The sequence below is a fragment of the Brevibacillus antibioticus genome, from assembly GCF_005217615.1.
GTDB lineage: Bacteria > Bacillota > Bacilli > Brevibacillales > Brevibacillaceae > Brevibacillus > Brevibacillus antibioticus.
Window position 1 is genome coordinate 2,424,653 of sequence record NZ_SZNK01000001.1, and the last position, 14,428, is coordinate 2,439,080.

Sequence of the window (14,428 nt, forward strand, 5' to 3'; positions counted from 1 at the left end):
TCTTTGTTATAGAATGCAGATAACTAGTTATCGACAATTTGAATAGGAGGCAACTCACAATGGATCGAGAAAGTCTTGAAGTATTTTTAACGATTGCTCGGCATGGATCGATTAATCGCGCTGCACAGGCGTTATTTTTGGCGCAATCAACATTGACACACCGATTGAAGCAGTTAGAGCGCCAAGTTGGGAGTGCGCTTTTTGTTCGCACCGCTTCAGGAGTGAGTCTTACAGGCGAAGGACGTCGGTTACTACCGGTTGCGACCAATATCGTGGAGCAAATGCGATCCTTTATCCAAGAGACAGAACAGCGCCAATCGATGAACATCGTCGCCGGAAAAGCTTTTGTCGCCTATGAGCTGCCGAGACTGATTGGGGAGTACCGGGTTGCTCATCCGGGCTTTACTTGCTACGTCCGCTCTACATTGTACGAGGAGTCCCTTAGCGCTCTGCTAACCGGAACGGCTGATATTGCCTTTCTCGGAAGTGAAATGTATCACCCGCACATCCATCAAGAATTCCTTCCCAGCGATCGACTCCTCCTCGTCATGGCGCCCAGCCATCCTTGGGCAAGTGGCTTTCCAGGGTTTCAGGCATGGGGAACCGAGGAAATGATTGTGTTCGGGAATCACACCGCTCCCTATCGCCAACGGATTGACCGCTATCTGGCGCAGCAAGGCGTTTTTCCTAATATGATTATGGAACTGGACAGTTTCAATGCTGTTAAAAAAATGGTCGAACGTCAGCTAGGGATCACCATCCTTCCGGAAAGAACTATTCAACAAGAGCTAGCGACCGGAAGATTGGTTGCCTACGATATTGCAAACGGAGAATTAGTGCGCCCCACACTCATCGCCTACCTGCATCCAAAAAAAGAGGACGATGCTTTCCAGCAATTCGTCCAATGGGTCAAGGAGCATTATTAACAAACGTTCACTGTAGTGTTAGTACCGTAAGCTCAGGGCGGCAAAATAAACGAACAGGTAAGATCGTCGTACCCAACCCTCTGTTGGTGTACACAGCCATGCCACCTACCTGATACAGTCCTTTTACGTATTTACGCCCGTATTGCGGCGCCAAGAGATGACCAATGAAGGGCAAGCGTACTTGTCCGCCATGGCTGTGGCCGGACAGTTGGAGATGCACGGGATACTCTGACGCAATATCAGCAAAATCAGGCTCATGCGCCAACAAGATAACGCTGCCCTCCGGCGGGATATTTTCCAGCGCCCTTGAAAGATCAGGTACGCCATGGAAAACATCATCGACCCCCGCCATGTATAGCTGCTGGCCATCTTTGTGCACGACAACGTGCCGATTATCCAACACTTCAAATCCAGACGCGACTAAGCCATCTCGAACCTTTTGCTGTTCACCAGCTCGATAATCGTGATTGCCCAAAACGGCGAATTTGCCTAATGGGGCAAGGAGCTGATTGAAAAGGGGAACGGCGGCGAATAGCGGTCGCGTCACTTCATCTACGATATCCCCTGTGAAGCAAATCAAATCCGGTTTTTCGCTCTGGATCACGGCAATAACCGACTCTAACTCTTTCGGTTCAAAATAATGACCGAGATGGACATCACTGAAATGAATGAGCTTTGTCCCCTTAAAGCTTTCTGGCAATCCTGGTATCGTGATGGACAATCGTACGATATCAAGTGCTTTTCTTTCCCATACATGACCGTACACGCCAGTCGCTATACCAAGACCAATCAATCCACCTACCCATTTCGAGACTTTGTGGAGAAATGTTTTCCTTGAAATGGGCGCAAGGTTAGGATCATTCACTGTTTTTCGTTCGCTCATATCCATTCACGACAACGTCCAATCTTCCTGTCACCGGGTCAATGAGTAAGCCATGTACCTCCACATTCGGTGGGAGGAGCGGGTGATTTTTAATCGTTTCTACGCTATTTTTCACACTTTCTTCTACACGATCGAATCCGTGCAGCCATTTATGTAAGTTAATTCCCGCATGTTGGAGCGTGGAAAACGTTTGAGCCGAGACTCCTCGCTCCAGCATCTTCTCCATTGTGCGCTTGCTGTCGATCGCACTCATCCCGCAGTCATAATGCCCGACGACCATCACTTCTTCGGCATTCAATTCGTAGATCGCAATAAGAATACTGCGCATGATACTTCCAAAAGGATGGGACACAATTGCCCCGGCGCTTTTTACGTGCTTGATATCCCCATTGCGCATGTTCATGGCTTTCGGTAGAAGTTCAACCAAACGGGTATCCATACAAGACAACACGACCAATCGTTTATCAGGGAACTTGGTGGTTTGGTACTTTTCATATTCTTGGTTGGCCACAAATTCACGGTTAAATGAGAGAATTTCATCCAAATTGCGCACTTTCACAGCACCTGCCTCGCTTTTAGTAGTATGTAATTGGTTATCGTATACTTCTCTATTTTACCTAGGAGGAACAAAATCTCGCAAGGGACTGTGGCAGTTTCTTATCAATTGGTTCATTTTGTCAGGATGTAATGCTGCTCGTCTAAACGAAATTTTTTTGGTGAAAAGAGGTCCTCGATCGTAGAGTAAATGGGTTCCCTTTTTGTGAATTTGTCACCTATCCATAAACCATACAGTTCAACCTGCGTCTTGTCGTGATCAAGTAGCTCCTCACACCAAGCACGTAGATGCATCATTCTGTCCATGCTTTTTTGATAGTCTTCTACGTATTCTTGATAATAGCGAGGCCTCTCCTCTACTGGGTACATCCCGAGTTTTACTTTATCAGGATGCTTGGGAATGCTAAAACTGCAAGCGCAGCCCTCTTCGGTTTTCACCAGCCATGCCTGTTTTTTCGGAAAATGCTTGAAAAAATGAGGACTTTTTTCACGTGATAACTTGCCTGTCTTAACATAAGGAGAGACTAGTGGACTAGGCTCAATTCCTGGTGTTTCACTTATCATGACGAATAATTCTAGGCACATGGGTTCAGCTCCTCCGGAAAGAGTGCGTTTTTAGTTATAGTAAAAACCACCTAACTTTGGTAAAATCATCAAAAAAAACATAATTAGGAGAGTTGCAGATTGAAATTTAGACTAGCCTTAATACTTGCACTAGCACTAATCCTTCCAGCTTGTAGTGAAACAGCAAGCACACCAGAAGTACCGTTACCCGCTTATGTATTAGCCATTGATCGATTTGACGAAAGCACCGGAATGTGGATGGTTGCTTTAGCGACAGAATCAAATGATGAAAAGGAATTGCGCGCGTTAGTGGAAAATACTCGGACCTTAGCGAAAGACAAGAAAGAAGAAGTTAACTCCGTTTCTGTGACCATTATCAAACCAGATGGAAGGATTCCTTCCACTGTTACGGCATTTGGCAGAATTGCCTTGACGAGTAAAGGCATGGAACAAACTGGATTGAGTAGTACCACCGAAATGGTCTTTGAATATAGAAACGCACCCGCTGCAAGCCCCGAAAAACCACCTACTACACCAGCTAAAGAAACTACTAAGTGACCTTAATTCTATTTAGTAAAATGGTATATTGATGATCAAAGCCAGGGTTAAAATACCTTGGCTTATTTCTTGCCCCGACACAATAGCCAATTTATCAGGTTAAAACTTGGAAAAGCTTTTCTACTTGTTCCTTATTTGCGAATGACTCATCTATCGATAAAAAGGATAATAAGGTAATTCCTTTTTGGGCTTTATTTGCCGCAAACATTTTGTGATGACCATCCAATAAATAATGACTATAAACCCATATCTCATCAAAATGATTTAACGGATATTTTATATCTAGGAAAGAAATGCTCAACGCTGTTGGTGATTCTTTTAAATCGACTCTGTCCATGTAATCATTTATTGCTATAGGATTTAATGATTCACTGGATTGAATGGGTACTATATATTCTTCAATTTTCCTCATACTGCTAATATTCCTTAGCCCAGCCTTATAGTACTCAGTCCCATGTGCCTCTCTTTTCAGCCTAGGATACACCTTGAGCAAAGTTGTAATGTAATGACCTTTGGGAATGAGACAGGATAAATCAGACAGGAAATCTTGGTCCAGTGTATTTATCCCTTGATTTAATTTATTAGATATTTTTGTTGCGTTTTTTATATCCATTCCTGAAGCGTTGGCATAAAAAAGACAGGTTTCACAATCTATACCTGTATTGGCGATCTCTTTTCCCTCAATGGTTAGAAACCTTTGACGATAACCAGCCTGCTTATACGCAATTGGTGATGTTGAAGAACAAATATGAATTTCTTTATAGGACAGTAGTTTACTCAATTTTTTTCTCTCCGACTGAAATAGTTCTAAATCAATAAAACATACGTGATCAGTATTAACCTTTAAATTTAGATGGGTTTTCAACATAACTCTCGATCACATACCCACAATTTGTACAAATTCTATGAATGATGACAGAACTAATCGGAATAATCTTGCCTAATGGAAACACTCCCGCCTGCGGAGCTTGTCTCCCTTTTCCAATCTCACTGCAACCACATTTTGGACATTGCTCTATTGGATTTTCCATTTTACACCTCACTATTATTTTGAAATTTCATTAATCTTTTAAATGTTTATTCCACAATGCTATGTCATAGTAATCGACACAAAGATCTTGATTGTCTCGCGTAAATAGTCCTAAATGATAGTGATCATGACCGAAACTCCTAAGAAATGACCCTGCTCCCGTTCTTGAAAGTGGCTCAAAAAAACCAGAGACGTATTCAAATACAATCTTGCTCCCTATTATAAAAACAGTGTCATAATCTCGCTTCATCAATATTTTATCTCTATTTTCCTTATAATGGAACATTAAACAATCATCATAATCTAAATCAGAAAATTTTCTTGGGTTCAATTCAAAACTCCTAACGCTCCCCTTTTGCTGATGTACTTTCTGTCTTAGATCTTTCCACTGATGTGTATTAAGTTGTAGTGAATGATGAAGGAAGACAAGTTCATTATTCTTTTTCGTATGTGAAAATCTATGTAAGTGTATTGGTAAGTCTTTTTCCATATTTGTTATGTAAATGATCTTATCTCTGTGATCTGCACCTATAAGTAGAACACAAGCTAAGTACTGCAACGATTGTTGATTGCCAAAAATCATAAACATGTCTTTATCGAATTCACAAGCAAATATACCCTTTGTATGAAATGTAGGAGTTAGAACCACATACTTTCTATTCTGTAACCAGATTTCTTTTTGAAGGAATTGGATTTTCAAAACTGCCTCCGATAAACTTGATTTTTCGCAAATGGCTATCTCGTTACAAAATGTTCCACTATTTTCACGTGGTGAATTTCGATTCGTCCAGTAGTCCCTTGAAGAATTCTTTCCCCATCGCCATGCCACTTAGGATCTCGAACCCTATTCAGCTCAAATATTCTTTCCCAACTGACTTCTTTTGAAATTTTCAATAGTCCTTTTTCAAAAGCACTGTCTTCCTGTTCATTATCGGAACAAAACCAATTATTCAATACAAAGTGCCAATCATCAAAATCTGAAACCAGAACATCTCCCTTATTTAACTCTATTGTTAACCTCACACACCTTGTTCCTTCTTGAAAGTGACCAGTGTGTCGCATATCAGGCTTCTTCATCCAAAGCCAGATTGGATGTTCTCCCCTGTAATTAGACAATCGCTTCTTCATTTGTTTCATCATCCATTGATATTCATCTGGATACATTGCATGTGCTGGCGAACCTTCAAGATAGCCTTGCTCCTTAAAATGTTTCCATGCTATTTCGGTTTGTAGCGTCCAGTATGTAGCCAATTACTCACTCCCACCTTTTAACTATGCTTTGCATTTTACAATTTTAGGGTAAGGGAAATTTCCTAAGCATATAGAATCCTACCAATACAAAAAGACACTAGCAAGCAAATGCTAATGTCCTTTTGTATTGATTAAAGATCTTGTAAATGAGTATCTACATCCTTGCTAATCTTCGCCTCAATCCGCAGCTTGTCCATATGTCAAAACCATCAAAAACAAATGTCTCTTTTATAGGGTTTTGCTCCAATAACCTTCCACTGCTACTGCTACAGTTCTGAAATACTGATCTCTTAAATAGGTTTCCTGCTCTTCTGCATTATGCGCTAAAAACCACTCTTGCTGCATATCCTCATCTGTAAAAACATTTGGACGCCAAAAAGCAAGCCCGAGGTCATGAAACGTGTACATATAGCCTAGCTCCCAATCATCTCTGTCATATGGAGATATTTTATCGATCTGTTCAGCAAGAACTTCTGCTTTAGTCTCAAACACGTTTATATCAAATAGCAAACAAGTAATATCTTTATCGCCTTTATAAGAGGACAGTTCTATGAAAATTACCTTATCTTCCGAATCGTACTCTACTTTAAAATATCCAAAAGACTCTGCTGAAGATGTGCGACTTCGAGTGCGCAATTGGATATTGTTTACTTCAGCGTACTTTCTTATATCGTCTCTGCTCATCCCAAGTATTATTGACCCTATTCCTTTTTTTGGCTCAACTATGATCTTGTTCATAATATCCCTCCAGAAAACACTCTCCCACATATTGTAGAGATTCCCAGAACGTTATGTCAAATATTAACACATCAAATGAAGTAACGATTTTACTTAAATCCATTTTTCCATCGCGAACACAAAATTCTAATACTCCCAATACTAGCTATCCCAGTAGAAATTATTACGATGCTATTTTCAATCACGATTGCCTCATTATATTCTTTAGGTAATTGCTGACTATACACTTGTGACAATAGATACAAGGAAATAAACATTCCAAATCCAATGAAAAATTTCCAAGTTCCTGAAATGTTTTGTGATCCTAATAATGTAAATAAACCTATCATAATTCCTAAAACACCTACTAACCTAGAATCAATCAATCTAATCTCAAACACAAAAGCTTCTCGTATTAGTAGAAAGATACCGAGTAATAGAAGAAAACCCACAAATAGAATCAAAATTTTGTCAATTAACAGTTTGTGCTTGCTTCTTTCCTTAAATTTAGTCAAATACAGACATGCCAAATACACAATAAAAACAACAACCAAAATAGCAACCACTTTATAAGCCATTAAATCCCCTCCTTGATTTAGTATATTGGATTATACCAGCATATTGAAAAAACAAAAGGGATTTGATGTCTTAGCTTGCTTGAATAAAATCACCGTTTAATTCACTTCTTTACTGCCCCTCTTAGTCACCTTTGAAGATAAACCAACTTTCAAACATTCTCACCACATCATTGGCTAACTCAAGGTCAAACTCTAAAAATCTATTGAAGAGAGGCCCTCTTGCAAATTCCATAAGTCCGATTCAACCATTTCTAGCTTTGCAATAAACTCCACATAATCAAAATCAATATAGTACAGTTCATTCTCGTCTAAATCTTCTTCATTAGAATCATCCGACCAGACACGCACTATATTATCAGCGAATTCCATTCTTGGTGTTGGATTATGACCCATCCAAGGGCTTTTCCTGTTACTAACACTATCTAGCACATCTCTCCAAGCTTCTAGACCAGAACAACAACTCGGAGGAATTATCTATCATTACTTTCGAAATAGATCCCTCCTCCAATTACTACATCTGATTCATCAAATAATCGCTTTAACACTTCATGTGGTGTGCCCTTAATGTCTATATTGTTGTATCCCAAAAGCATCGCAATAAACAAATCAACTTCATCACTTGTAGTTTGACCTGTTAACTTGACATATTCAGTATAAGCCACATCTGTATTCAACCAATCAGGTATCTGATAATAAGGCTCTTTTATAACTGCAATAACTAAAGGGTAATGCATACAACACTCTCCCTAATTAAAATCTTTCATTTTATCCGTTTGCGACTCTCTTATATGCTTTTTTATACCCTCTAAGGTCATTTCTATTTTTCCATTCGTCATAACAAGTATCGCATTGCCAATGATAATCTGATCTCGGGTTATTGTTTGCATATGCAGAGAGCCATATTTTCTGTTCTGTTTCTGCAAAAAGTTCTTCGTATGAAAAATAGACCTACTTCTTAGGATTCGTAATTAATATGCTCTTGTGCTGAAAGTCGATATGTTCAGGAAATAAAGCCAAACACTCACCGATACGCATTCCCGAGTCCAACAGAAGCTTTGTTATAACGTAATTTCAATAACCATGAAAGGTTGAAGTATCGAACTACTTAAAGACCTTCTTGATTTCATCAGGAATAAGGGTCTTCTTTACCTTGCGTTCGGGCTTTAGTTTTCCAATTATCCCCACTGTTTTTTTCGGGATTTCTCTTTCTGCAAGGTACAGATAATTGAAAAACACTTTGATGTTGCGAACGTAATTGGCAATGGTTGTCGTCTCAATGTCCTTTTTGTAGTCACTTCTGTTGTCAGGATGATTAACCTTCTTGCTATCTTCCTTATTGACCACTGTGTATTTGCCCCGCTCACGCAAATATAGCTTGCTAAAGTATTGCGAGATAAGTATGTCGGTCATAAAAAATACCACTTGTTTATCGGCTTCTGGGAAGACCAATAAACAAGTGGAATTTGTTGGCTTGTCACTTCGATATTTATCGGCTCAAAATGGCTCATTTCCTAATATTATAGCCATCTTTGCAAATAGCCCTTGACACCCTAAAACGCTTGTTCTGCCTACATCCTAGCTAATCTTCGCCTCAATGCGCAGCTTGTCCGCCACCATCGCAATAAATTCACTGTTGGTTGGCTTCGCCTTGGTGTTGGAAATCGTATAACCAAACAAGCTGGAGATGGAGTCCAAATTACCACGGGACCATGCTACTTCTATCGCATGACGGATGGCACGTTCTACACGACTAGCGGTTGTATTGAACTTCTTGGCAATGTCCGGGTACAGGACTTTGGTAATCGAACCCAGCAGCTCGACATCGTTGTATACCATTGTAATCGCTTCCCGCAAATACAAATAACCTTTGATGTGCGCAGGAACTCCAATCTCATGAATGATGCTGGTGATGCTCGCGTCCAAATTGCGACCGCGGATTTGCAAGGTAGCTTGTGGTTTCACAGAGGAAACAAAAGAAGAGGCAGGCTTGCTTGTAATAATTTGACGGATGCGCTGAGCCAGCACCTCCATATCAAACGGTTTCAAAATGTAGTAAGCTGCTCCCAGCTCCACTGCTTTCTTCGTAATCTCTTCCTGCCCGAAAGCAGTCAACATGATAATTTTAGGTTGAGGACTTAAGCGCATGGCCTGAACTTGCTCCAAAACTGCCAAGCCATCCAGATGTGGCATGATGATATCCAAAATTAATACATCGGGTACACGTTCCTGCAGCAGTCGAACTACCTCATTGCCGTTGTAAGCGACACCCACAACATTCATGTCATACTGGCTACTGATGTACTCTTCTAACAGATTCACAAATTCTCGGTTATCATCTGCCAACAACACTTCAATCTTGCTCAAGGTCGTTCCTCCTAACAATGGACGGTCTTTTGGAAAGAAGGTGGCGTTCTAGAAGTTAACAAATCTAAAAGGATTGTCCATACCATCTTTTTCTCTACAAAAATTATTCGACAAAGCAAATTCCATTCCTGCCAATGACGAAAGATTGAATGATTTAAGTGATATTTCGACAAAGAAATCTTTCATTTATAACGGATTCGTCAAAGGACTGCAAAAATCGGAAAAGCCGCCTCGCTTCGTACGCGTGACGGCACTTCATTTAGGCAGCCTTGGCTGTATTGGTTCGGGATTCGGCAGTATCTCGGACATTCACGCCAGCATCCCGAAGCATCCATTCAATGTAGCAGCCGTATCCCGAAGTAGGATCATTGACAAACACATGCGTAACGGCACCGACGATCTTGCCTTTTTGAATGATGGGACTGCCGCTCATCCCTTGTACGATGCCACCTGTCTTTTCCAAAAGGCGTTTGTCCGTGACTTTAATAATCATCCCTTTGGTTGCAGGAAAATGCTGCTTGACCACATTTGCGATCTCAATATCGAACTCTTCTACCTTCTGGCCTTCCACGACAGTAAGAATTTTGGCTGGCCCTTCCTCTACCTGTTCAGCAAGAGCGATTGGTAAAGGCTCCTGATAATAGCTGCGTTTGGGCTCGTCCTTCATTTTGCCGAAAATGCCAAAAGGGGTGTTTTTCGTTATATTCCCAAGAACTTCACTTTCATTGTAGAAACGCGCAAATTTCTCCCCTGGGTTGCCACTTTGTCCTTTTTCAATCGATGTGACACTTGCTTGCACGATCTGGCCATCTCCTACGACAATGGCTTGACCAGTATCAACGTCGGATATTACGTGCCCTAATGCCCCGTACGCCTTGGAATTTGGATCATAAAAGGTCAGTGTCCCTACTCCTGCCGCTGAATCCCGAATATAGAGACCCATACGGTATTCACTGTCTTTTTTATCTTTTGCCGGGTGCAATGTGAGCGAAAGCTTTTCCTTGCCACGAACGACAAGCAATTGAACGGAATGATTCTTTTTCCCCGTTTCGTTAATCAATTTCTTTACGTCGTTCATGTCATTGATGTACATGTCGTTCATTTTGATAATCATGTCACCGACGTGTATACCTGCCTGTTCACCTGGAGAAAACTTGTTTTTACCATCGTCTACTAAATGATGACCGACAACCAAAACACCCGCTGTTTGCAGCTTCACCCCGATTGACTGTCCACCAGGGTACAACCGCAGATCTGGCAATACATTTACTTTTACAGCAGTCAGCGGAATGTTATGCCACTTCACCTGCAATTGGGCTTCCCCTGCCCTACGCGGTTCTACAGACATGGGCCTGCTCAAATCAACGGATACCTCACGCGCCTCTGTCCCGTTAACGTGCAAAATATCAGGATTGCTATTGATTAGTGTGCCCATTACCGGCACAGAGACCCGTAGTTGCTCGAGGGACCCTTCCATCAAACGCAATTCACGGGGAAAGGAGGACAGATCGCGGAACGGGGTGGAACTCACGACAAGCGCCGTGATGAGGAGAAGGAGACTTCCCATCCATTTTCTTTTGTTTTGTCGGATCACCAGTAATCACTCCTACCGTTCCCTACCTACACCTACAAAACAAAACGGTCAAGTTCGTTTTGTTTGACCGAAATCGGTCATGAGGGACACCTCCACCTTGTGTACCTTTAATGTTGCCACCAGCCAAGCGGATTATGTCAGGAAAATAACCCACTCGAAACATTAGAAAGCCAGGCTTCGCCTAGACCTTAGCGAGGCCATTACTGCACTCTTAACAACGAAAAAAGACTGCCAACTTAAATTAGCTGACAGTCTTTCGTTCACGTCCGAGAAGGATCATCTCGCGTGCATGTTCTTCTGTTTTTGCAGTTACCTCTGCCCCACTTAGCATACGAGCCAGCTCTGATACCCGTTCATCATCAGACAACCGATTCACCCGCGTCTCTGTTTCATTCTCGCTCATTTCCTTTTTGATCAGAAAATGCGCGTCTGCCATGGATGCGACTTGTGGCAAGTGCGTAATACACAGGACTTGGCGCTGCCCAGCGACTCGAGCGAGCTTTTCTGCTATCGCTTGAGCCGCTCTTCCGCTTACACCCGTGTCCACTTCATCAAAAATAAGGGTCTCCACTTGATCCGTGCCCGCCAAAATCGTTTTAATGGCCAGCATGACGCGAGACAGCTCCCCGCCGGAAGCAATCTTCGCCAAGGGACGCAATGGTTCACCCGGATTAGGTGAGATCAAAAACTCGATCTGATCCATTCCGTTCGCGTCTACGAAGCGCTTGATTCCATCGATTTCTACCCCGTCATCATCTGGCGTCTGTCTGACGTCGATGGCAAAACGAGCACGCTCCATGTGTAGTTCTTTTAGCTGCTGCTCGATTTCTTGTGCGAGTTTTCCTGCACATTCGGAACGAATGACCGACAATTCCAACGCCTCTACTGCCAAATCGGCTGCAAGCTCCTGCAATTGCTTTTCCACCTGCTGGAGGCGATCTTCGTAGTGATGCATGTCATCCAATTCATCCTGAATCGTGGCCGCGTACTCCAAAATATCGTCTACACTTTTGCCATACTTGCGTTTTAACGACTGGATTTGATCAAGGCGGCGTTCTACTTCTGCCAGCTGCTCCGGTTCAAAATCCATTTGGTACGACAATTGACGAAGGTTATGTACCACATCTTCTATCTGATAGTAGGCCGATTGGACCATCTCCAAAATCGGAACGAGCTGTTCTTCGTAGTTCACACCACGCTCAAGCTCGCCCATCGCATGTCCTAACCAGTCCATACCCTTCTGGTCACCGTGCAATGCACGGTATGCATCTTGAATTGTTGAATAAACTTTTTCAATGTTCATCCACTTTTTCCGCTGCTGCATAAGCTTCTCGTCTTCACCAGGCGTGAGGGTTGCCGACTCAATTTCATCGAGCTGATATTGCAATAGATCGATACGCTGTACCAGCTCCCGATCATTACGTGCCATACGCTCCAGATCTTGCTTTGTTTTGCGGTAAGCAGTATACAGCGTGCCGTACTCTTGCTTCGCAGCCCCCAACTCAGTTTCCCCATAGGCATCGAGCCATTTGATATGCTTGTCTGACTGCATCAGCATATGCGTATCATGTTGTCCATGCACCGTAACCAGCCATGGCCCTAACTCACGCAGCATAGCAAGAGTCACGAGCTGGCCATTAATTCGAATGATACTCTTCCCTTGATTGGATATATCTCGGCGTACCACAAGCATACCGTCCTGCTCAATCTGCACGCCGACATTCTTACACACGTCAAGTCCAGGATGACCAGGCGGCAATTCAAACAGCCCTTCCACTTCTGCACGGGGCTCACCGTAACGGACAAAATCAGCCGAAGCCCGGCCTCCTAACAACAGTCCAAGCGCATCGATAATGATGGATTTACCGGCACCAGTCTCCCCTGTCAGGATGTTTAAGCCCTTTTGGAAAGAGACTGTCACTGATTTGATAATGGCAAAATTTCGGATCGAGAGTTCCACTAGCATCGCAAGCGACCACCTTCTACAACATTTCCATTAAGCGTTTCGTCACTTCATTGGTATTTTCTTTGGAACGGCAAATAATCAGGATGGTGTTGTCGCCACTGATAGTCCCCATGATTTCCTCCCAGGGAAGGTTGTCAATCAGTTCAGCTACCGCATTCGCATGTCCCGAAAGTGTCTTCAGTACAATAAAATGATCGGCTTGGTCAATGCTAATAAAGGAATCCACAAGCATGCGTTTCAGCTTTTGCAGTGGATTGAATTTTTGTTCAGCAGGCATTGAATACTTATATCGCCCATCAGGGAGCGGCACTTTTACCAAGTGTAGTTCCTTGATGTCTCGGGATACAGTCGCTTGCGTTACGTTAAAGCCAGCCGTCCGCAAGCGGTCCACCAGATCATCCTGTGTTTCCACCTCTTGTTTGCTGATGATCTCCCGAATACGAATATGTCGTTGCCCTTTGTTCATATGGATTACTCCCATTCCCCTTGTAATTTCGTTCGTATTGCTTCGAAAAAGCCACCTTTTTTCCACTTAATCAGCGGGGTAACACACGGTGACTTTTTAATATAAATCTGATCGCCGCCCTCGAGTCGATAACCAAACTGCCCGTCAATAGACAGTCCCATCTCTTGATGTATGGCATCTACTTCGACCCGAATCGTTTGATTGCCTGACAATACCATTGGCCGAGCCGTCAAGGAATGAGGGGCCACTGGTGTCAGTAATAGCATGTCCACATTGGGCGCCACTATTGGACCGCCTGCTGAAAGTGAATATGCCGTTGATCCTGTCGGTGTGGAGACAATGACACCATCTCCACTGAACGTCGCGACGTACTCATCATCGAGAAAGACGGCACATTGAATGATCCGACAAAATGACCCTTTGGCAATCCCTATATCATTCATGGCCGTGTATGTCCCCAGTGTGATTCCTTTTCGCACCAAACAAGCTTCCAGCATGGCTCTTTTTTCAACGTCGTACTTTCCCGAAAGGAGATTATCTACAGCCTGGGGCAGATGCTCCGGTTCCGCTTCCGACAAAAAGCCCAACGTGCCTAAATTAATCCCAAAGATCGGGATCGAGTGACCGGCAAGATGGCGAGCAATTCTGAGTAGCGTGCCATCGCCCCCTAATACACAAACCAAGTCCGCCTGCTTCCCCATCTCTTCTACAGATGTGCCCAGTTCTGGATGCCCTACATCTGATGCCACATGTTCATCCAGAAATACTTGTGCCCCTCTGTCCTCCAGTAAATACAGCAGTTCCCGTGCAACAATACGTGCTTCGGGTTTCCCTTTGTTCGCTATGATTCCAATTTTCTTCACGTGGTCCACCCCAAAACTGGTTGGTTGGAAATCCTTCTTGAACAACCTCATATACAAGTATACAACTTCACATGCATAAATAAAAAGCCTCGATTGTGAATAAAACTCCCGAG

18 protein-coding genes are annotated in these 14,428 nt (G+C 42.9%); 2 read left to right on the forward strand and 16 right to left on the reverse strand.

Going from position 1 to position 14,428, the window contains the following annotated elements:
• The first annotated feature begins 59 nt into the window (after window positions 1–59).
• A complete protein-coding gene (locus E8L90_RS11030; RefSeq protein ID WP_137029429.1) occupies window positions 60–926 on the forward strand; it encodes a LysR family transcriptional regulator in 867 nt (288 codons plus the stop codon).
• A gap of 7 nt (window positions 927–933) precedes the next feature.
• Here E8L90_RS11030 and E8L90_RS11035 read toward each other — a convergent pair whose 3' ends face one another.
• The 3 genes from E8L90_RS11035 to E8L90_RS11045 all read right to left on the reverse strand — a co-directional run bounded on the left by E8L90_RS11035 (window position 934) and on the right by E8L90_RS11045 (window position 2,949).
• The gene (locus E8L90_RS11035; RefSeq protein WP_137029430.1) at window positions 934–1,815 is read right to left on the reverse strand and encodes a metallophosphoesterase; all 882 of its coding nucleotides are present in this window, start codon (window positions 1,813–1,815) and stop codon (window positions 934–936) included.
• On the reverse strand, window positions 1,784–2,362 hold the full coding sequence (locus E8L90_RS11040) for a beta-class carbonic anhydrase (RefSeq protein ID WP_167497640.1): 579 nt from the start codon (window positions 2,360–2,362) through the stop codon (window positions 1,784–1,786). Before E8L90_RS11040 ends, E8L90_RS11035 begins: the two co-directional genes overlap by 32 nt.
• Before the next feature lie 116 nt (window positions 2,363–2,478).
• Window positions 2,479–2,949: a hypothetical protein gene (locus tag E8L90_RS11045; protein ID WP_137029432.1), complete on the reverse strand. Its 471-nt coding sequence runs from the start codon at window positions 2,947–2,949 to the stop codon at window positions 2,479–2,481.
• A 99-nt stretch (window positions 2,950–3,048) separates the two neighbouring features.
• On the opposite strand from E8L90_RS11045, the gene E8L90_RS11050 reads away from it, so the two are divergent.
• Complete coding sequence (locus E8L90_RS11050; protein WP_137029433.1) at window positions 3,049–3,486, forward strand: hypothetical protein; 438 nt, start codon at window positions 3,049–3,051, stop codon at window positions 3,484–3,486.
• 94 nt (window positions 3,487–3,580) lie between these two features.
• Here the strand turns inward: E8L90_RS11050 and E8L90_RS11055 are convergent, their stop codons facing one another.
• From E8L90_RS11055 to E8L90_RS11125, 13 genes are all read right to left on the reverse strand, one after another.
• On the reverse strand, window positions 3,581–4,267 hold the full coding sequence (locus tag E8L90_RS11055; protein ID WP_137029434.1) for a hypothetical protein: 687 nt from the start codon (window positions 4,265–4,267) through the stop codon (window positions 3,581–3,583).
• A gap of 280 nt (window positions 4,268–4,547) precedes the next feature.
• Window positions 4,548–5,216, reverse strand: a complete 669-nt coding sequence (locus E8L90_RS11065) for a hypothetical protein (RefSeq protein ID WP_137029436.1) — start codon at window positions 5,214–5,216, stop codon at window positions 4,548–4,550.
• A gap of 35 nt (window positions 5,217–5,251) precedes the next feature.
• On the reverse strand, window positions 5,252–5,767 hold the full coding sequence (locus E8L90_RS11070) for a DUF3841 domain-containing protein (RefSeq protein WP_137029437.1): 516 nt from the start codon (window positions 5,765–5,767) through the stop codon (window positions 5,252–5,254).
• A gap of 228 nt (window positions 5,768–5,995) precedes the next feature.
• Complete coding sequence (locus E8L90_RS11075) at window positions 5,996–6,505, reverse strand: hypothetical protein (protein ID WP_137029438.1); 510 nt, start codon at window positions 6,503–6,505, stop codon at window positions 5,996–5,998.
• Window positions 6,506–6,594: 89 nt separating this feature from the next.
• Window positions 6,595–7,062, reverse strand: a complete 468-nt coding sequence (locus E8L90_RS11080; RefSeq protein ID WP_137029439.1) for a hypothetical protein — start codon at window positions 7,060–7,062, stop codon at window positions 6,595–6,597.
• Window positions 7,063–7,254: 192 nt separating this feature from the next.
• A complete protein-coding gene (locus tag E8L90_RS11085) occupies window positions 7,255–7,455 on the reverse strand; it encodes a hypothetical protein (protein WP_137029440.1) in 201 nt (66 codons plus the stop codon).
• A 77-nt stretch (window positions 7,456–7,532) separates the two neighbouring features.
• On the reverse strand, window positions 7,533–7,796 hold the full coding sequence (locus E8L90_RS11090) for a hypothetical protein (RefSeq protein WP_137029441.1): 264 nt from the start codon (window positions 7,794–7,796) through the stop codon (window positions 7,533–7,535).
• Between the two features lie 367 nt (window positions 7,797–8,163).
• Window positions 8,164–8,472, reverse strand: coding sequence for a hypothetical protein (locus E8L90_RS11100; protein WP_137029443.1), 309 nt, complete (start codon window positions 8,470–8,472; stop codon window positions 8,164–8,166).
• Between the two features lie 165 nt (window positions 8,473–8,637).
• Window positions 8,638–9,426 (reverse strand): sporulation transcription factor Spo0A, encoded by a 789-nt coding sequence (gene spo0A / locus E8L90_RS11105; RefSeq protein ID WP_137029444.1) that lies wholly within the window; start codon window positions 9,424–9,426, stop codon window positions 8,638–8,640.
• Window positions 9,427–9,685: 259 nt separating this feature from the next.
• On the reverse strand, window positions 9,686–11,020 hold the full coding sequence (spoIVB, locus tag E8L90_RS11110; RefSeq protein ID WP_137029445.1) for a SpoIVB peptidase: 1,335 nt from the start codon (window positions 11,018–11,020) through the stop codon (window positions 9,686–9,688).
• A gap of 241 nt (window positions 11,021–11,261) precedes the next feature.
• Window positions 11,262–12,986, reverse strand: coding sequence for a DNA repair protein RecN (recN, locus tag E8L90_RS11115; RefSeq protein ID WP_137029446.1), 1,725 nt, complete (start codon window positions 12,984–12,986; stop codon window positions 11,262–11,264).
• A 16-nt stretch (window positions 12,987–13,002) separates the two neighbouring features.
• A complete protein-coding gene (gene ahrC, locus E8L90_RS11120; RefSeq protein WP_137029447.1) occupies window positions 13,003–13,452 on the reverse strand; it encodes a transcriptional regulator AhrC/ArgR in 450 nt (149 codons plus the stop codon).
• 5 nt (window positions 13,453–13,457) lie between these two features.
• Complete coding sequence (locus E8L90_RS11125; RefSeq protein ID WP_137029448.1) at window positions 13,458–14,315, reverse strand: NAD(+)/NADH kinase; 858 nt, start codon at window positions 14,313–14,315, stop codon at window positions 13,458–13,460.
• Window positions 14,316–14,428: the final 113 nt, after the last annotated feature.

Excerpts from the sequence above, each read along its gene's own strand:
- E8L90_RS11030 (WP_137029429.1), top strand. The coding sequence starts at position 60 with ATGGATCGAGAAAGTCTTGAAGTATTTTTAACGATTGCTCGGCATGGA.
- E8L90_RS11035 (WP_137029430.1), bottom strand. The coding sequence starts at position 1,815 with ATGGATATGAGCGAACGAAAAACAGTGAATGATCCTAACCTTGCGCCC.
- E8L90_RS11045 (WP_137029432.1), bottom strand. The coding sequence starts at position 2,949 with ATGTGCCTAGAATTATTCGTCATGATAAGTGAAACACCAGGAATTGAG.
- E8L90_RS11075 (WP_137029438.1), bottom strand. The coding sequence starts at position 6,505 with ATGAACAAGATCATAGTTGAGCCAAAAAAAGGAATAGGGTCAATAATA.
- E8L90_RS11080 (WP_137029439.1), bottom strand. The coding sequence starts at position 7,062 with ATGGCTTATAAAGTGGTTGCTATTTTGGTTGTTGTTTTTATTGTGTAT.
- E8L90_RS11085 (WP_137029440.1), bottom strand. The coding sequence starts at position 7,455 with ATGGGTCATAATCCAACACCAAGAATGGAATTCGCTGATAATATAGTG.
- E8L90_RS11090 (WP_137029441.1), bottom strand. The coding sequence starts at position 7,796 with ATGCATTACCCTTTAGTTATTGCAGTTATAAAAGAGCCTTATTATCAG.
- E8L90_RS11100 (WP_137029443.1), bottom strand. The coding sequence starts at position 8,472 with ATGACCGACATACTTATCTCGCAATACTTTAGCAAGCTATATTTGCGT.
- recN (WP_137029446.1), bottom strand. The coding sequence starts at position 12,986 with ATGCTAGTGGAACTCTCGATCCGAAATTTTGCCATTATCAAATCAGTG.
- ahrC (WP_137029447.1), bottom strand. The coding sequence starts at position 13,452 with ATGAACAAAGGGCAACGACATATTCGTATTCGGGAGATCATCAGCAAA.